The organism is Lentibacillus sp. (assembly GCF_035301675.1).
Classification (GTDB): domain Bacteria; phylum Bacillota; class Bacilli; order Bacillales; family Amphibacillaceae; genus Lentibacillus.
On record NZ_DATGTT010000042.1, the window covers coordinates 28,746 to 48,139 of the forward strand.

Consider the following 19,394-nt stretch of genomic DNA (forward strand, 5'->3'; position numbering starts at 1 on the left):
GTGATTTCTGAAAGGGTGAAACAGATGATCCGAACGATTTTAATGGTGATTGGCGCAATTGTCGTCATAGGCTGGATTATTTCGGTTATATAATAGATTCACAAACTTTCTGTCATTAAATTCGTAATAAAATGGCTAGATCATATTCAAAATACCAAGTATCATGAGCAAAAATGGAGGCAGCAGTGTCAATTTCTGCATCCATTTTTTTTGTGACAAAAAGATCCCTGTTTTTACACCACATAATACAAATAACCCGCTCATTAAAGCGATGGAAGTCGCTGTTACTATGGGTGAATACCCGAGCATTGCAGCACCCAGCCCCGCGCCAAATGCATCAATTGCCAGCGCAAACCCTAAAAGCACAGCCTCTGACAGTGAAATACGCCCGGATTGGTCTAAATCAGCCTGGTGAGGTTCCTTCATTACGGTTTTAAAATTATCCCATGTCTCCTCATCAGAAACTATTTCAGCAGGCGGTTCCTGTTTTGAGCGGATTACATTATATAGACAGTACAAACCAATGGCCAGCAGGATAATGCCGCCAATATTATCTGTAAGGGCGGGTGTGATAAATGATTTAATCACATTGCCGATTGTCATTGAAATATAGACAATCAAACCGGAACAGAGCATGATGATCCCCAAAGCCGCAAGCGGTACATGAACACGCCGCAGTCCATATGTCATGCCGGCGCCAAATCCGTCGATACTGACGCCGATAATCAAAAGAATAAGTCCGGTATAATAGAGCATTGATATCATTTTCCTTTCCGTATCCGCCCCTAAATGCTTGATTCGGTTCAACTAACATAGGATATTGTATGGAAATAGGCGGGAGGTGTGAAAACAGCGTAATGCTGTAAATTGTGTTACAGTAGCATCACGGAGAATATTCAAGAGAGGATTTATGAAATGAGCAAAACAGTCGTATTAGCTGAAAAACCTTCTGTCGGCCGAGATATTGCCCGTGTCTTGAATTGCACGAAAAAAGGGAATGGCTTTCTGGAAGGATCGAAATATATTGTGACTTGGGCGCTGGGGCATTTGGTAACGCTCGCAGACCCCGAAATGTATGAGGATAAATGGAAAACATGGCGTCTGGATGATTTGCCGATGCTGCCGAACCAGCTGAAACTGGTTGTCATCAAAAAATCGGGCAAGCAATTTAACGCGGTTAAGACACAGCTGAACCGAAAAGATGCCGGTGATATTGTCATCGCAACCGATGCGGGGAGGGAAGGGGAGCTCGTTGCCCGCTGGATTATTGAAAAAGCCCGCGTCAACAAGCCTGTGAAGAGATTATGGATTTCCTCAGTCACTGACAGGGCGATTCGTGAAGGCTTTAAAAATTTGAAGCCGGGCAAACAATACGAAAATCTCTATGATTCGGCCGTGGCACGTTCGGAGGCGGATTGGTATGTAGGATTAAACGCGACACGCGCCCTTACGACGAAATTCAATGCGCAGCTGTCGACCGGACGTGTGCAGACACCAACACTCGCGATGGTACGGGCAAGGGAAAAAGAAATTAATGAATTTCAGCCACAAACATTTTATGGCATTGACGCGAGGACAAGTACCGGCATGACGCTGACATGGCAGGATAATAAAAACAATAGCCGGATCTTTTCAAAAGAAAAAGCGGAAAAATTGCTCAATCAGCTAAAAAACAAGCCGGCGAAAATCACAAACATCAATAAATCGTATAAAAAGAAACATGCACCGCAACTGTATGATCTGACAGAACTGCAGCGTGATGCGAATCGAATTTTCGGATATTCGGGGAAGCAAACACTGTCTCTGATGCAAAAGCTGTATGAGCAGCATAAAGTTCTCACATATCCGAGGACTGATTCACGTGTGCTTTCATCTGATATAGTACCGACATTGAAGGACCGTGTTAAAGCCGTTAATGTGGATCAGTATGCACAGGTCGCAGGTAAATTGATAAAAAAAGAATGGAAGCTGCCTAAATCGGTGGTTGATAATGCAAAAGTATCCGATCATCATGCGATTATCCCGACAGAAGAACGCGTCATACCAGCAGATTTGAATGACAAAGAACGGAAAATCTATGACCTTGTCGTGAAACGCTTCCTGGCTGTTTTGTCGGATCCACATGAATATGAACAGCTGACAATTGAAGCTGATATTGGCGGTGAACGTTTTACAGCCAGAGGAAAAAATATTAAAAAACAAGGCTGGAAAGAAGTTTACAACGATCATAGCACTGACGGCGATCAGCAATTGCCGGATGTGCAAAAAGGAGCCGAACTTTCCGGTATCAAAATTAGCCTGACGAATGGTGAAACCAAGCCGCCTGAACGTTTTACAGAAGGTACTCTGCTCCAGGCGATGGAAAATCCGGTGAAATACATGAGTCAGGATGAAAAGCATCTGGTCAAAACCATTAGCAAAACCGGCGGCATCGGAACCGTTGCCACCCGTGCTGATATCATCGAGAAATTGTTCAACAGCCAGCTGATGGAGTTGCGCGGCAAGCATATTTTCACAACATCGAAAGGGCGTCAGCTGCTTGAACTAGTTCCCGAAGAGCTTCGATCGCCGGCACTTACCGCTGAATGGGAAACCAAGCTCAGTCAGATTGCGGAAGGCAAATTGAATAAAAAGCATTTTATCAATGATATTAAAGGCTACACAAAAGAAGTCGTTTATCAGATCAAAACGAGTGATGATAAATTTAAACATGACAACTTGACGGGAAGCAAATGCCCGAATTGCGGGAAACTCATGATGGAAGTCGATAATAAAAAAGGCAAGATGCTCGTCTGTCAGGACCGTTCATGCGGCTACAAAAAGAATATTTTCAAACGGACAAATGCCAGATGCCCGAATTGCCATAAGCGGATGGTGCTCCGTGGCGAGGGCGACGGCAAAACATTCACGTGTCAGTGCGGATTCTCCGAAAAACTGTCAGTATTCAATAAGCGGAAAGAACAGCAGAAAAATCAGAAAGTATCCAAGAAAGACGTCAATAAATACCTGAAAAATCAGGATGACGGGTTTAAAAATAATGCACTGGCAGACCAACTTTCCAAACTGAAAGAATAATGCTCATGCTTTAAATAGAACGCATGGGGGCTAAAAGAAGTAATTAAGTTCGCGTAATAGACTTTGCCATTTTGACATGTGGTGAGGTCTTTTTTTATTGTTACTCTTCACTTTTTATTCTAAATTTTCGAAGTATATGATAAACTGTATAATGATTAATGATTTAATCATTGCATATTTTGAGGGGGGAACGAAAATGTCAAACAACGAAGAATTGGAAAAGGCAACTGGGGACAAAACGATTCAAAAACTGGATTTCTGGCTCGGTCCGTTCGGGGCGGCAGTTCCCTTGCTGTTTTTTGTTGTCTGGGCAATTACTATCAGTGTAATGCAGCTATCTTCCGAGGTTGCATTGGTACTGGGAGCCGTCATTGGTCTGACATTAGGCTTATTGTTGTGTAAGAGCAAATGGGAAGACTATGCACAGGGGCTGTTTGACGGACTGGCCCAGCCTGTTGGCGTCATCGCCATGGTGGCATGGTTTTATGCCGGCATGTTCGCACAGGTGCTTCAGGTTGGCGGACTTGTTGAAGGACTGGTTTGGATTGGTTCAGTAACGGGTGTTGAAGGCGGGATGTTTGTTGCATTGACATTTTTATTGGCAGCAACTTTTTCAACAGCTGTCGGAACAGGGTATGGGACAACAGTTGCATTCTGTACATTGATGTATCCCGCAGGTGTTGCTGTCGGAGCTGATCCAACATTTATGTTTGCAGCAATTTTGGCCGGGGCAGTATTCGGTGACAACCTGGCACCGGTTTCGGATACGACAATCGTATCAGCCACAACGCAGGATGCAGATGTCCCTGGTGTCGTACGGAGCCGTTTCAAATATTCAGTCGTTGCTGCTGTGCCGGCGACCGTCTTGTTTGCAATTTTTGGCGGTGGCGGATCCGCGGCCGGTCAGACTTCGGTAAGCTCCGTGATTGAATCTGTTAATGCGAGCGGGCTGATCATGCTTTTACCTTTCGCAATCGTCCTTATCCTTGCTTTATCCGGTCACCATCTGCTGACGTCATTGACATGGGGAATCATATCTGCCATTCCGCTGATTCTATTGTTAGACTTGGGAACGTTTGGTGATATTTTAAGCTTTAACCCGGATTCTGATGTTGTTGTTGAAGGTGCCCTGGTTTCCGGTTTAACAGGTTATTTTAATATGGCGATCCTAATTCTCTTGATAGTGGGTGCGGCTCACTTATTGAAGCTGGGCGGAACGATGGCAGCTATAACGAAAGGCTTGGTCAAATGGATTAAAAACTCCGTACGGAAAGCTGAAGTTTCAATTTGGGCGATCGTTGCGCTGCTGAACAGTTCCATTACAATCAATACGGCAGCCGAGATTGCAGCGGCACCTTTCGTAAAAGAAATTGGTTCCAAATACAAAATCCATCGTTATCGGATGGCGAATATGCTTGATGCCGTTACGTCAGCCCTTGGCTACATTTTTCCATGGGGGGCTCCGGTATTATTGGGCTGGTCAACCATTCAAACGATGAAAGAGCAATCATATAATTGGCTTCCGATCGTTGAGCCAAATGCTGTTTTCCCATTCGTCTTCCAAGGCTGGTTCCTGTTCATTATCATGCTGGTTGCAGCACTAACAGGCTGGGGACTGCGCTATGAGGGGAAAAATGGTGAGGAGTTGAAAGAAAGACCGCGTGATTAAAAGAGGTTGTTCCAAAAGAATTGATGGTACAAAATAAAAAAGGGTGGAGTGGCCAGTTGCCGCTTCACTCTTTTTATATGACGGTTTTCTGATATTGTTAAAGGCAGGACAGCTATAATTGACGGGGTGGCAGTTTTGATGGCATCTATGGTTAAATAAATAAAGAACGATATGTCTTTGTTTGGGAGAGAAAATAATGAATCAATATAACTATGAGGAAATCGATATTATCAAAACAGCTGTGAATCCATTTTACCGCATCATGAAAATTCATTTATATTTGATTGATGGCCTGCTCATTGACACAGGACCGCGCATAAGAAAGTTTAATCTCATTCGTGCTTTCAGGTCAAAGGATATCCGGCAAGTTGCAGTGACACACAGTCATGATGATCACGCCGGGATGGCCCATTGGATCAGTGAACATTTCTCTGCTGATATTTATTGTCATGAAAAAGCTTTGCCCAGCTTGAACAAGAGTGCTCTGTCTCCTTGGTACCGCCGGCTATTTTCAAGCCGGCATATTAATATCAATGTGAAATCATATCCCGATATTATTCGGACCCCCGAACATGAATTTTTGCCGATTGCAACACCTGGACACACATCGAATCATGTCTGTCTCCTGGAACCGGATAAGGGTTGGCTGTTCTCGGGTGATTTATATATTACACCATATCCAAAAGTTTTTTTAAAACATGAATCAATAAATGATTATATCGAATCACTAAATAAATTGATGTCCTATAATTTTGATATCCTTTTTTGTGCTCACGAAGGCGTTATCCATGATGGAAAAGAAATGTTAAAGCGAAAACTGGATTATTTGCTGAATATCCGGCGGGACGTAACTGAACTTCATCAGGCAGGATTTACCGACAGAGAAATTAAAAAACGGCTATTCCCCGATAAAGTTCGTCTTGAACTGATGTCATTTGGCTTATTTTCCCGTCTCAACATGATCCGATCGTGTTACCGGGAGTAATTGCTCTTTGATTCTGTTCATACAATTGACGTATTTATGTATGGGTTAATTGGATAAACCCGACATATTAGGGAATATATTTTTGTCTTCGGTGCGGATAAAATTGAATTATAACAATGATTGAAGGAGGATTAATATGTCAGAAGTAAACCAGATATTCACAGAGATTGAATCAGCAATTAAGGAAGATCCAAGCCGCACCAAAGGGGTGGAAGCTGTCTATCAGTTTAACCTGGACGACGGGAAATATCAGATTGTCTTTAACGGTAAGCAAAGTTACACCGCTGATGGTGAACAGGAAACGCCTGATTGCACGTTAATCATGAGTACGGAAGATTTTAAAAAAATGGTCGATGGCGAATTGAATGGCACACAGGCCTTTATGACAGGAAAGCTCAAAATAAAAGGAAATATGGGGCTTGCCCTGAAACTGCAGGATATTTTGGCGTCATACAATAAGACAGCGAAGTGACGCATAATTTGAATTCAATCATGCAGTAAAGGAGGAGGCCGCGTGATTTCTTTTCAGCCAACAGAGGACGAAATCTCATTTATTAAAGTAGCCAAAGATTTTGCCAAAAATAGAATTCGCCCCTTAGCCCGTGCATGTGAAAAACGGCGGGCTGTTGATAAGACATTGGATGATGAAGCTGCTGAACTCGGTTTTTTATCACTTGAATTACCTGAAAGTTGGGAAGGATTAGAATTGTCATCGATTACACAAGTCCAGCTGATGCAGGCGCTCAGCTATGGTGACCTCGATATCATTCAAGGTTTTCAGGGGGCCGGTGATGCAGCTTCTTTATTCCGTCTTCTTCCGGATATTCCGATTTTAAAGAACAATAAGGAAGACCTGGCCGGGGGTGCAACCACTGCTTTGCTCGACTTGGGAAACGGTGTTGAAGGGCCTGGAAAGCAGCTGAACATCCACCGTCGTCAGGATGGTTATATTCTTCAGGGATTGTCACATCCGGTGCGTATGGCACCTTCTGCCGATTATGCAATGATTGCCGGAGATGATTCCCATGGAAAAAGTGTTATTCTCTGGCTTGATAACTCCGCTGACTGGACGATTCAACAGGGTGATTATCGTTTGGGTCTGCTCGCATCAGGTCTCGGCCGGCTTTCATTTGAAAGAGTAAAGGTTCCAGCCACTCATGTGCTGGCGGAAGGGGAGGCCGCAGATGATATACTTCGTGAAGCGCGAACCCGAATCCGTATATTGCAGGCTGCAAAAGAAACTGGCCTAATGGAAGCAGCACTTGATTATGCCACTGAATATACGGCAGAGCGAAAGGCATTTGGTCGTGAGATTGCTGCATTCCAGGGTGTATCGTTCCGTGTGGCATCGATGGCTTTAGAAACACGAATTGCGAATCATCTTGTGCTGGAAGCTGCAGCAGGAATGGATAATCAGGAGCCTGCGGCGGAGCGTCTGTCATTGCGGGCAATGCACCGTGCTCATCGTTCACTGCGTTATGTGACGGACTCAGCTGTACAGCTGCTTGGGGGACATGGTTTTGTCCAGGATTTCCCGGCAGAAAAATGGATGCGGGATGCCCAGGCTCAAGTGATGCTTTACGGCAGGGAGAATGATTTATTGGCGCGGAGTGGTGACCATCTGATTGCCGGAGAAAAAGAGGTGACTGTCACATGATCAGTTTTGAATTATCGGAGCAGCAGCAGCAAATCAAGGAAATGACCCATTGGTTTGCCGAAAATGAAATCCGGCCGATTGCCCTGGAGGCGGATAAGATGGAAAAGGTCCCTGATGACTGGCTTGATAAAGTCAATAAAATGGGCATACATTTGAATACTTCGTCATTCAGCGGAGGCGCCAGCAGCTCATCATCCGGCAAAAAAGCTAAAAAGGAACGCGAAGGCAATCGGATGGGTGTTTTGGCGACTGAAGAAATGGCATGGGGCGACCCGGCCGTCACCTTATCACTTCCCGGGGCGGGTCTGGGCGGTCCACCTGTGGAAAGCAGCGGGACCCCTGAGCAAAAGGAGCGGTTTTTGTCGATTTTCCAAAACGATCAGCCAAGATGGGGAGCTTATGCGTTAACAGAACCTGATGCCGGTTCAGATGCTTCAGCTATTCATACCACTGCCACAAAAGTTGATGGCGGCTACATCCTGAATGGTCAAAAAATTTTCATTACGAATGGCGCCCGGGCTTCATGGGTTGTTGTCTTTGCGACGGTCGATTCTTCGCTCGGCCGTGCCGGACAGCGTGCATTTGTTGTAGAAAAAGGGACAGCCGGATTCAGTTGCAGCCGTCTTGCGCAAAAAATGGGGCTGCGGGCAAATGAAACGGCTGAGCTCGTATTTGAAGATTGTTTCGTCCCACAGGAAAACCTGCTCGGAGGTGAAGGGCTGTATGAAATGAACGGATCGAAACCATCCGGCTTCCAGGTAGCCATGAAAACATTTGACAGCACACGGCCGATTGTGGCTGCGATGGCGATTGGAATCGCACGTGCTGCCTATGAATATACCCTCGATATTGTAAAGCACGACTACCCAAAACAGGGCGATTTTTTTCGGATGGCTTCTGAAATACTGGGAGAGGCTGAACAGAACATTGCGGCAGCCCGCTTATTGACTTGGGAGGCTGCATGGAAGGCTGACCTTGGTATGGCTAATGCGAAAGAGGCTGCAATGTGCAAGGCTTATGCCGGAAAAACAGGGCTAGATGTATGTGCCAAGTGCCTTGAGCTGTTGGGGCCGACCGGTCTCGATGGCCAACTTGTGGAAAAGCTTTACCGGGATGTCAAAGTCTTCGATATTTTTGAAGGAACGAATGAAATACAGCATCTGGTAATTGCCCGCCGTCAGTATGCACCATATAACATAAGAGTTTAATAGAGTTGTTCAAAAAGTCCGGTATATCCTCTTTTTTGAACACACATTAACAGGGGAGGAATTCCATGACCTATCAATCAATTACAATCGATAAACGAAATAAAGGTGTTGCCTGGATTACGGTTGATAACCCACCGGCGAATGCAATCGGGGAAGAACTGATGCAGGAATTGGAGGCTGCTGCTGACGCGCTGACTGCGGATGACTCTGTCCGTGTCGCTGTCATTGCTTCCAAACATGAGAAAGTATTCCTGGCTGGTGCTGATCTAAAAGGCATGATGCATAATAGCGGCGAGTGGGAAGATAAGGATAATATCATTGCCAAACAAAGCGCCAGAATGCAAGCGTGTTTTCAGCGGTTTGCGACAATGCCGAAGCCGGTGATTGCGGCGATCAATGGCCACGCTCTCGGCGGGGGTTGTGAACTTGCGATGGCCTGTGATTTTCGCATCATGGGAAAAGGCCGGATCGGACTCTCTGAGCTGTCACTGGGGCTGATACCAGGGGCGGGCGGAACACAGCGGATGACGCGTCTCCTGGGCCGTTCCAAGGCACTCGAGCTAATTTTTACTGCTAAACAATTGGAAGCAGAGGAAGCGGAGAAGGTTGGACTTATCAATAAGGCAGTTGACGCCGAGAAATTGGAAGCGGATACAACAGTGTTTGCCGAGGAGCTTGCTGAAGGTGCTGTTCATGCAATGGGGCTTGCCAAACGCGCGATCAATGCATCAGATGGCCCGATTGAGGAAGGTCTTGAGGTTGAGGCGAATGCGTTCAGTGACACGTTTATGACTGATGAGCCAAGCATCGGTCTTGCCGCTTTTTTTCAAAAAGAAAAGCCGCAGTTTATCTAGTAAAGTTATTTTTGAAACATTTCTTGAAATAAGGATGTTACCAGCGATTGCACGAGCGTGTTCGGCTTATGCCTTTTGCTGGGGATCCTGCAAAAGGCAATGATCTTATTGTGAAAGGTGGAATTTTTGTATGTCGTCATGGGATAACATGCTTGAAGGGAAGGTGGCTGTTGTCACCGGGGCTTCGCGGGGGCTTGGGCGTTCAGATGCATTGGCCTTGGCTGAGGCCGGTGCTGATGTTGTCATTACCGACATCCTGATCGAGTCCGATGAAAACAATGAACAGGAAGCAGAGCGATTTGGCCCGGTTGCCCAGGTGATGCAGAGTACAAATGTGATGTACGCCGATCAGACCGCACAGGAGATTCAGGCAATGGGGCGTCGTTCGGCTGCGATTAAAATGGATGTCACCAACCCTGAACAGGTTAAGGACGTTTTAGCAAAAGTCAAAGATGAATTCGGAAAGATTGATATCCTGATTAATAATGCCGGTACATTGGACCATATGTCACAAATAGAGAACCAGAACGACGAATTCTGGCAGCGTGATCTGAATGTCAATTTATCCGGATCATACAATTGTACAAAATCTGTCTGGCCTTACATGAAAGAACAGGGATACGGCAAGATCATCAACATGTCTTCAGTTGCCGGAACACTCGGCGGGTTTGGTCAGGCGAGCTACTCGGTCACGAAAGGCGGACTTCTCAGTTTCACCAAAAGCATGGCGCTTGAAGGAGCGAAACACGGGATTAATGTCAATGCAATTGTACCGGGCATTGTCGGGACAGAGGCTTTTAATATGGGAAATACGAAAATGAATGACCGGATGATCAACCGGACAGCATTCAAAGAACCCGGAAAACCGGAAGACATTGCAAATGCGATTACGTTCCTGGTTTCGGACAAGGCGAAATACATCACCGGCGTCGGCTTAAACGTTTCCGGCGGTATTGAGCTGTTCATGTTTTAACTATGATCTGAGACGAAAGGAGGCTGAATCATGACAGAGTCTGTGATTGTTGATGCACTAAGGACTGCAGTGGGGCGCAAAAAAGGAAAAATGTCAAAAACACATCCAGTTGATATGCTTGTGCCCGTATTGAAAGAGCTGACATCCCGAAACGGCGTTGACCCGGCAGCAGTGGAGGATGTTGTCACCGGGTGCGTGACCATGACCGATGAACAAGGAGGAAATATCGGGCGCATGTCTGTGCTTGCTGCTGGTTTTCCCGTTGAGGTTCCGGCATTCTCACTGAACCGGATGTGCGGGTCGAGTCAGCAGGCCATCCACAACGCCACACAGACGATATTAGCGGGTGATGCGGATATTACAATTGCTTGCGGAGTCGAGAACATGACCCGTGTGCCGATGGGCTGTGATATGGGAGGTTTCAGCAATGATCTTATCAACCGTTACAACATTGTCCCTCAAGGTTTTTCCGCGGAGATGATAGCCAGTAAATGGGAATTATCCCGTGAAGAGCTTGATGAATTGTCGCTGGAAAGTCATCACCGGGCAGCGGCCGCAACTGATCAGGGTAAATTTGACCGCGAAATTTTGCCAATTGAAGTAGAAACCGAAAACGGAAATGAGACATTCCGGTATGATGAAGGGATAAGACGGGATACATCAATGGAAAAATTGGCTGGACTGACACCGTCTTTCCAGCCTGATGATGGTGTCGTGACAGCCGGTAATTCCAGCCAGGTCAGTGATGGTGCAGCAGGTCTCTTGCTTATGTCCGGCGAAAAAGCGAAAGCCTTGAGCGTCAAACCACGTGCCAGGATTATCGCACGTGCGGTTGTCGGAGAAGACCCGGTCATGATGCTGACAGGTGTTATCCCGGCAACGCGGAAAGTATTGACAAAGGCCGGATTGACACTGGATCAGATGGATGCCATCGAAATCAATGAAGCATTTGCTTCGGTTGTAAGGGCCTGGGAAAAGGAGCTTGAACCGGATATGTCTAAAGTGAACATCCGTGGCGGAGCGATTGCCCTTGGTCATCCGCTTGGTGCAAGCGGTGCAAAACTTGCTACAACCTTGCTTTATACATTGGAAGATCAAGATGGCAAATACGGTCTTCAAGTCATGTGTATCGGCTTCGGCATGGCAACAGCAACGATTATTGAACGTCTATGAAAGGAGGTATGGCTTATGACAGAACTTGTTAAGCCAAGTACTGATGAAGTATTTGACATGATCGATGCAGCGATTAAATATGATCCGTCTGCAACAGAGGGAAAAGAAGGAATTTACCAATTTTATATTACGGGTGATGATGATGGCTTGTATCAAATGATTATTGATGATGATGGCCCACGTACTGTAAAAAGCGAAGAAAAAGAAGCTCAGGTGACATTAACGGTTGACCATGATGATTTCAGGGAGATGGTTGGAGGGACTTTGAATCCGACTGCAGCATTTATGGGCGGTAAGCTGAAAATAAAGGGCAATATGGGGCTTGCCCTTAAGTTGCAGACTGTCCTGAACTCGTTTTCGTTTTGATATCGAGGCATGTTCAGAACTTTTAAAAAGGGGATGGGAAAATCAAAATGAATGAATCCGGGGGCTTTTCCATGAAACCGAATAATCTGGTTGAAATGCTTTTTCGGACAGTGGATAAGTTTCCGCATAAGGATGTGTTTATGTGGAAGGAAGACGGCGTCTATCAGCATATGACGTATGGAGAATTCTGGGAAAAGATACGCCATGCTGCGGCTGGTTTGGTGCAAATGGGGATAAGTGAAAATGATAAAGTGGCGATCATCTCCGACAGCAATCCGATGTGGGGGATTACAGATTTTGCAGTAGCAAGCATCGGGGCAGTCAGTGTGCCGATTTATCCGACGTTTCCCGCTGAGCAGGCTGCCTATATATTGCAGAATGCAGATGTGCGTGCAGCTGTGGTTGAAAATGAATCCCAGCGGCAAAAAGTGCTGACCGATGAAATGACACTAGACCGTGTCATCACCATGTATCCTGATAGTAACCATCCGCCGGAGGTCAACGAATCATCATTTTCCGAACTGGAAGCAAGCGGAGCCAACAACCCTGTGACTGGCTGGGAAGAATTTTGGCGGCAGATTGACCGGGATCAGTTGGCAACTATTATCCATACATCCGGTACAACCGGGAAGCCTAAAGGGGTTATGCTGTCACATGGAAACTTTCTGGCAAATTTGGAAGCGGTGCAGTTTTGGCTGATTGAGCTATTGCCTGAAGATTTATCATTGTCTTATTTGCCTCTGTCGCATGTGTTTGAGCGTATGGCAGGTCATTATATGCCGTTATCCATCGGAACGACAATCGCATATGCACAAAGCATCGATACCATCCAGGAGAACTTGCTCGAAGTACGGCCAACAGTATTGACCAGTGTTCCGAGATTGTTTGAAAAGGTATACGCGAAAGTGCGTGAAGAGATTGATGATGGTCCGGCAATCAAGAAAAAAATTTTCAATTGGGCAGTTTCAGTCGGGCTTGAACGCTATGAAAGCTACGTAAATGCGCCGGTTGATCAGTTGATCAAACAGCAGGCGATGCCGAAAGATTTGCGCCGCAAATGGAGCATTGCTGATCGACTTGTTTTTCAGAAAGTAAAAACAAAACTTGGTGGAAGGCTTCGCGGCATGGTTTCGGGTGGCGGGACGCTGAATCCTGAACTGGCACGATTTTTTTGGGCACTGGACCTGCCGATACTGGAAGGTTACGGGCTAACTGAAACATCACCTGTCATCACCACTAATCCAATGGTCCGTGCCAAGGCCGGGACAGTCGGAAAAGTGCTGGCAAACCTGGAGGTTAAGATTGACGATGATGGCGAAGTGCTTGTCAGAGGGCCGAGTGTCTTTAAAGGATATTATAATGATCAGGAAGCGACGAAAAAAGAATTTGATGGTGACTGGTTTTACACGGGCGATATCGGCGAACTTGATGATGACGATTACTTGAAGGTGGTTGATCGGAAAAAACGTATCCTCGTGCTATCAACGGGCAAAAACGTTGCACCACAGCCAATTGAAAACGCCATTAACGAGAGCCAATACATTGGTCAGTCGCTGGTCATAGGCGATCAAAAGAAATATGTCATTTGTCTGGTAAATCCGGACTTTGAAAATTTATTGCCATGGGTAAAAGAACATGGTGTCCGTTCCGGTTCCTATGAGGAAGTATGCCGGTACAAAATTGTTCAGGATTTATTGCAAAGTGAAGTCGATGACCGCATAGCTTCCTTTACTTCGTTTGAGAAGCCAAAAAAAGTCGTCATCATTGATGATGAATGGAGTGTTGAAAGCGGTGAACTGACCCCTAAACTATCAATGCGGGTTAAGGTAATCGAACAAAAATATAAGCGATTGATTGAAGAAACATTTGCAGAAGATGATCAGACAGACCGGGCGGAGCAGAATACAATGATCGGGGATGTCTGAAGTTTGCCGGGAATCTTCTTAGAAAAAGGGGCATCCCGGCTGAATGCTCCTTTTTGGCAGCCATTTAAATAAGGCCCTCGCGAATCGCCCTGGCAACTGCTTCGGTTCGATTGCGCGCCTCCATTTTTTGCATGATTGCAGAAATATAATCGCGCACAGTGTATTCACTCAAATTCAGATTGCCGGCTGCTTCACTTGTTGAAGCACCGTCAGCCATCAGCTTCATCACTTCAAGCTCCCTTGGGGACAGGTGCAATGATGCTGATTTTTTACTGTGTCCTCTATGCTGGTCGTAAAACTTTGACAGGATTTCACCGGCACTCTGACCGAATTTCAAAAGTGCGGTAAACGTTTCCTGTTCAACTTTAAAATAGTTGCCGGCACCCTGGTCCAAAATAGCCGCACCGAACAGTTTGTTGTTCGAGGATACAAAAATGGGTGCAATGACAACGGAACGCAGGTCAAATTGTTTCACATACTGATCAGGGAATCCTGCTGATGCCTCTTTAACATAAATCGGCTGCAGGTAGTCCATAGTGCTGCCAAATAGTTGAACCAATTGCAGATTATCCTGTACCAGCGGCAGCTGACTTATGTCTTCGGTAATATTCTGGATGGCTTGGTTATCAAGCCGATGTCCAAACAATCCGAATCCCGTTTGTTCATGTACGGAGAAAGAAAACAGAGCACAGCGTTCAAAAGGAAGGTAATTGACAAAACCAGCTGTGATATTTTCGACTGCCTCGTTATAATCAGCAGATCGCATAATCGTTTCATTAAACATGATAACCGAGTCTTTCCACTGCTGTTCCTGTTTTGTCACTTCATATGAATCTTTGCCATTCTGGTACATCTGCAAAGCGTAAGTGATAAACGGCATGATTTGGGATGTATCTTCATGGCGGATGCAGATCAATAATGTGACATCATCATGCGGAATTGGCAAAACATTATAATATTTTCTGTTTTGATGAGTCATTTGTCCAAGGAGCAGCTCCGACAAATCATAGATTGTATCCGCTTTTAAAACGTCATTTCCCAATAGTAAATCCTGACTCATGTTGTTAAACCATTTTTCAACAACATAAGACCGATTTTTTCGGATGACAACGGCTCCCCATTCAATTGGCAATTGATTGGAAGACACGAGATTTTTCAAAAACGAATCAATCGAAAAATACTGCTGGTATGGCTGGATAAGGATATCTTCACCAATCGCGGAAAATAAATACCGTACCGCTTGATGATCCTCATATGAGTGATTGCCTGTTGACTGGACCACTTTGTGTACAGCATTTTCCAGCAATGTGAGCGTGAATTGATTGATTTGGGGTGATATGTTTTTTCGAGATACAGCGTACTCAGTATTGTCATCTTCTTGTAAAAAAAGATAATCGGTAAAAAGATTAATAGCGGCTTCCATTTTGTCAGCAGACTTTTTTCCCGTGCGCTGCAGATGGGAAAAAATGCTCCCCCATTCATTCAAAATCAAACGCTGGTGCGATTGGACGATATTTAAGCCATTCTGGAACAATGAATCCATCTGATGATTGATTGTCAGGGACATGTCACTTTCTCCCTTCATCTACGCATACTTTTTAGCTCCTATTACCTGCTTCGGAATGCCATATACGTTTATGATTATTTTATATGACTTATTATCAATTTTCAAATAATCCGAAGATGCTTGAACACTATTATCATATTTAAAAAAACCGGATAATATTCGGACTGCTAACTCTTGTCCATACTAAAGTTGTCGGTCCAAATTAGCAAATGCGGGTGAAACGGAGTAAAATTTACCTATGAATGTAGGGTGTTAATGATGATGAATCTATTTTACAATGAAAATAAGATTAAAGAATTTTCATTTAATACAGTTAATACTGAAAACATGAGTGTGCTGGTTAATGAAAGGAGGGTCACTGCGAAGTGAACCAGGAAGCTAATGTGGGGAGGTGGCGCCAATGAGAAGTCGGCCATTTCAGAGTTGGACTTAATGTTAAATGAAAGCGATATCAACAAATGGATTATGCTTTCCCAGCTGGGTCATCCGGAGGCGAAGCAACTATATGTCACTGAAGGTGTGAATGAGACTTAACAATGTGTAAAGGAGTGCGATTCTTGAAAAACGAACGTAATGTAACAGTTGGAAACACGTTGAAAAAGAAATTTTTAATTGCTGTGCTGAGCGGATTTTTGGCACTTGGCGGGCTGGTTGCCGCATTTGGCTTCAGCGGAACAGCGTTTGCAATGCCACTCGGTGGAATCGGGGATTTTTATGTTGAGTTTGATGAATTAAAAGGAACGAATTTTAAACTATTGCCGCACATTGGCGAAACAGGTAATTCAGATGCTGAACCGATGGTGCGGAACAAAATGGACACTGCTGAGATTAAAAATTTGCATATTTATAAAGACCTGCCACTTCCGGGAGAAGGCTGGGTCAGGGTGCATATCCGGGCAGATGGCAAAACGACGATTGAAGGCTTAATTCAGGATGCCCGCTTTATCGATGCCAATTTAAGCTTTGAAGATCTGGCCATTAAAGAAAAAAACACAGATGAATTTTCAAAGAACTGGACACAGAATGCCTCGACAATCACGATAACGGACGCCTCACTTGTGACCGATTATCTGTTCCAAAGCATGGTCAGCCTGGACAGTGCAAAAATTTCCGTTGAAAAAATCGATGGACCGAAAAAAGTTGATCCAGCAAAAGGCGGGGCGAAAAAAGATAAGTCGGAAAAATAATCCGCGTTAAACAGAAAGGTGATCACGATGGACAGAAAAGAAGCAAGAGCATTGAAAAAAGAGAAAAAATTACAGGCACGATATACGAAAATAGCTGAAGGCGGGAAGTTCAAAAAATGGCGGAACCGCCGTCCATTCTGGGGTGCAACCCTATCACTGCTTGCTGGTTTGCTGGTGTTGTATATTCCGCTGCAGCTGTATGCAATTGCTTTTATTCCCGGCAGTCTGGTATTTGTCGGCTTTATCTTCGGCGGTTTGATATTGATCACCGGCATTTTTTCATATATTTACCCGCAATTTTCAACCGTATTCGGGGTTGTCGTGGTATTTCTGTCGGTACTCTCTGTTATGGGGGCGCTCGGCGGTTTTATCATAGGTACAATCTTCGGTATTATCGGGGGATCACTGCTGATTGCATGGGAAAAAACATCGGTCGAAGTGGATCAAAACGGTGGTCATGAAAGGCAAAGCAAAAAGGAAGTGGCCAAACAGCCGCCTGAAGAGGAAAGCCCGGAAGTGGTCAAAGTGTAATTTTCAGGGAATCTGACATAGTATGGCTAGTTTAGGAGAGTCGTTATGAAAAAAAATAGACATTTGAATAAACTTGTTCTGATCGGCTCAATTTTTGTTCTCCTGATCGGCTCCTTCCTCATGCCTGTCGCTGCAATAAATGTGCATGCTGATGAGGAGGGAGATGATGAAGCCCCGAATCATAGCGGCGGCTTCATGATCGAAACAGAACGAGTCGAGGGGAGCATGGATCTATTGGGAGCCCTTCAAGGCAAAATTTCCATCAAACAGGGCAAAATCGAGGGACTGAGAATCACTAAGACACTTGAAGAAAATGAAAAGCCGTTTGCCATAAAAATCAAGTCGGATGGACCGATTCCGGTACAAAATTTAGAGGCGCGGACGGTGGATGGGAAAATGCCCCATATTGGCGGCTTTTGTGGTATTAATCTATCAACCCTTCTGGAGAAAGAAGATATCGAAAAATTGCTGGCGCATCTAAGTACTCTTGATGAGGATCAAATCGTTGCCATGATCGAGAATCTGAACTTGGATGGACTGCTGGAAAAAGTAGATTTGGAGCAATTGGTTCAAAAGCTGAAGACGATCGACCCCGAAAACCCTGATTTTGGCGGCATTTTTGATGGTATTGACCCGACCGTTGTCATAAGCGACATCAATACGGAGGCACTTAGGCCAATACTCGAGACAGTCGGTTTAAGTAAAGTATATGTATCCATATGTCTGAAAAACGTCTCGATGAAGGTCACTGAACAGTCAGTAGAGGACATATCACTGCCGGAAGCAGAAATTGAGACGTGCTATAAGAGTGAATGCAATCAGCTGCCGGATGCTCCGCAAACCAATACATCCGGTGAAAAGTCCGGAAGTGCCGAAGAGATGAAAAGCATTCTAAAGCAGATGGAAGAACAGGAAAAACAAATTAATACCGCAAAAAAGGGAATGGAGGAAGATAATAAAAAACTGAATGACATTAAAGATTCCATCAGTCAGACGAATGATACCGACGAAAAACTGCAGGGCAATAACATGCTGGATGAATCGCTCAGCAAGCTGAAACAATTCTTTGGCGATAAGATTAAAGATCAGGAAATGCTTCAATTTGTCACAGAAAAACTGAATTTGAATGAGGCAGATGAAGAGCAGAATATCGGTAAGTCCCTTGTCTCGTTAACCGGTAAAATAGCGGAAGACTATAATACTTTTGATGATATCCATACTGAGCTGAAGAAAACTCTTGATAAGACCCAATCACAATTTAATGAACTGGAAGAGAGCGTCCAGTCGAAAGCGGAGAAACTTTCTTCGATTGAGGGCAATATGGAAGAGCAATCAGCCGCTCACCAGCAGCTCAGAAAAAATATTCAGTTTATCAGGGAATTATCCGGTGATCATGGAAAATCCGGACAGGGTGGAAATGAATCCGACCTGACGACAGTCAAAAAGGACATAAAAAAGCTGAAAGAGGAAATAAAAGCGGTTAAGGGAAGTCTTGGAACATTGCAGGAAAAAGCAGATGCAGTCAACGGACAGCTGGAGACATGGACAAAGCGCATAACGGAAATCAAATCGTCCTTTGAAGGATTGAAAGACGACTATCCGAATGAAGTTTACAAGACTGTCATGGAAAACCTGTCCGTTGATCAAGATGAAGACTCAAACGATAATGGCAGCCAGGAAGATGAAACACGTCAAACTGAAAAAGATCAAGAAGGTTCTGGGGAAAATTCGGCTGAAAACTCAAAGGATGGAAATAAAGCAGAAAAGGAAAATAAATCAGGAGAAACAACAGGAAAAAGCGAAAAATCAGAGAAAGATAATAAATCCGAGGAAAAAAGTTCATCCAAAAAAACAAATAATGATAAATCTGCCGATAACAAATCATCCAACGAAGAAAAAGATACCAAACAAAAGAAGCAAACAAACAGTAAAGAAAAAGATTCCCAAAATAAGAAACAAACAAATAGCATCAATACACAAGCTAAAGACACATCGTCTGGTACGGACAATAAGAATTCAACGGACAATAACAAGGATGAGACCTTAGGTGATGGGAGCGGCAGAGATGGCTTGCCGGACCTTAAGGAGTTGCGGGAACAATCGCTCATCGGAGATTTAGTGTCCGGTTTAACGGAGTGAATAATATCAAATGTAAATCATTTTAAATTCTGCAGAAGCTTGATTTTGTATCAGGCTTCTGTTTTTTGTTGTCCTGGATACTATA

The 19,394-nt window shown here is 44.7% G+C and carries 16 protein-coding genes; 14 read left to right on the plus strand and 2 right to left on the minus strand.

From position 1 onward, the window contains the following. Positions 1-135: 135 nt before the first annotated feature. Positions 136-756 (minus strand): sporulation membrane protein YtaF, encoded by a 621-nt coding sequence (gene ytaF, locus VK097_RS06230; RefSeq protein ID WP_324210943.1) that lies wholly within the window; start codon positions 754-756, stop codon positions 136-138. Positions 757-915: 159 nt separating this feature from the next. Between ytaF and VK097_RS06235 the strand changes: the two genes are divergently transcribed. The 11 genes from VK097_RS06235 (at position 916) to VK097_RS06285 (ending at position 13,885) form a co-directional block, all read left to right on the plus strand. After that, complete coding sequence (locus VK097_RS06235) at positions 916-3,075, plus strand: DNA topoisomerase III (RefSeq protein WP_324210944.1); 2,160 nt, start codon at positions 916-918, stop codon at positions 3,073-3,075. 196 nt (positions 3,076-3,271) lie between these two features. Further along, positions 3,272-4,744: a Na+/H+ antiporter NhaC family protein gene (locus tag VK097_RS06240; protein ID WP_324210945.1), complete on the plus strand. Its 1,473-nt coding sequence runs from the start codon at positions 3,272-3,274 to the stop codon at positions 4,742-4,744. Between the two features lie 196 nt (positions 4,745-4,940). Beyond that, positions 4,941-5,729, plus strand: coding sequence for an MBL fold metallo-hydrolase (locus VK097_RS06245; RefSeq protein WP_324210946.1), 789 nt, complete (start codon positions 4,941-4,943; stop codon positions 5,727-5,729). 136 nt (positions 5,730-5,865) lie between these two features. Next, a complete protein-coding gene (locus tag VK097_RS06250; protein ID WP_324210947.1) occupies positions 5,866-6,201 on the plus strand; it encodes an SCP2 sterol-binding domain-containing protein in 336 nt (111 codons plus the stop codon). A gap of 42 nt (positions 6,202-6,243) precedes the next feature. Next, positions 6,244-7,386: an acyl-CoA dehydrogenase family protein gene (locus VK097_RS06255; RefSeq protein WP_324210948.1), complete on the plus strand. Its 1,143-nt coding sequence runs from the start codon at positions 6,244-6,246 to the stop codon at positions 7,384-7,386. Beyond that, positions 7,383-8,594, plus strand: coding sequence for an acyl-CoA dehydrogenase family protein (locus tag VK097_RS06260; protein WP_324210949.1), 1,212 nt, complete (start codon positions 7,383-7,385; stop codon positions 8,592-8,594). The genes VK097_RS06255 and VK097_RS06260 overlap by 4 nt, the downstream gene beginning before the upstream one ends. Before the next feature lie 65 nt (positions 8,595-8,659). Next, positions 8,660-9,448 (plus strand): enoyl-CoA hydratase/isomerase family protein, encoded by a 789-nt coding sequence (locus VK097_RS06265; RefSeq protein ID WP_324210950.1) that lies wholly within the window; start codon positions 8,660-8,662, stop codon positions 9,446-9,448. A 130-nt stretch (positions 9,449-9,578) separates the two neighbouring features. Beyond that, on the plus strand, positions 9,579-10,421 hold the full coding sequence (locus VK097_RS06270) for an SDR family NAD(P)-dependent oxidoreductase (RefSeq protein WP_324210951.1): 843 nt from the start codon (positions 9,579-9,581) through the stop codon (positions 10,419-10,421). A gap of 30 nt (positions 10,422-10,451) precedes the next feature. Beyond that, complete coding sequence (locus VK097_RS06275) at positions 10,452-11,594, plus strand: thiolase family protein (protein WP_324210952.1); 1,143 nt, start codon at positions 10,452-10,454, stop codon at positions 11,592-11,594. Positions 11,595-11,609: 15 nt separating this feature from the next. After that, positions 11,610-11,960, plus strand: a complete 351-nt coding sequence (locus VK097_RS06280; RefSeq protein ID WP_324210953.1) for an SCP2 sterol-binding domain-containing protein — start codon at positions 11,610-11,612, stop codon at positions 11,958-11,960. Between the two features lie 71 nt (positions 11,961-12,031). Next, a complete protein-coding gene (locus VK097_RS06285) occupies positions 12,032-13,885 on the plus strand; it encodes an AMP-dependent synthetase/ligase (RefSeq protein WP_324210954.1) in 1,854 nt (617 codons plus the stop codon). A gap of 64 nt (positions 13,886-13,949) precedes the next feature. On the opposite strand, the gene VK097_RS06290 is transcribed toward VK097_RS06285, so the two are convergent. After that, positions 13,950-15,452, minus strand: coding sequence for a response regulator transcription factor (locus VK097_RS06290; RefSeq protein ID WP_324210955.1), 1,503 nt, complete (start codon positions 15,450-15,452; stop codon positions 13,950-13,952). Positions 15,453-16,009: 557 nt separating this feature from the next. Here VK097_RS06290 and VK097_RS06295 point away from each other — a divergent pair. From VK097_RS06295 to VK097_RS06305, 3 genes are read left to right on the plus strand one after another with little or no spacing between them, the layout of a single operon-like run. Continuing rightward, the gene (locus VK097_RS06295; protein ID WP_324210956.1) at positions 16,010-16,639 is read left to right on the plus strand and encodes a DUF6230 family protein; all 630 of its coding nucleotides are present in this window, start codon (positions 16,010-16,012) and stop codon (positions 16,637-16,639) included. A 27-nt stretch (positions 16,640-16,666) separates the two neighbouring features. Next, entirely contained in the window at positions 16,667-17,170 is a 504-nt protein-coding gene (locus VK097_RS06300; protein WP_324210957.1) for a DUF6114 domain-containing protein, read from the plus strand. 45 nt (positions 17,171-17,215) lie between these two features. Beyond that, positions 17,216-19,309, plus strand: coding sequence for a hypothetical protein (locus VK097_RS06305; protein ID WP_324210958.1), 2,094 nt, complete (start codon positions 17,216-17,218; stop codon positions 19,307-19,309). Positions 19,310-19,394 lie beyond the last annotated feature (85 nt).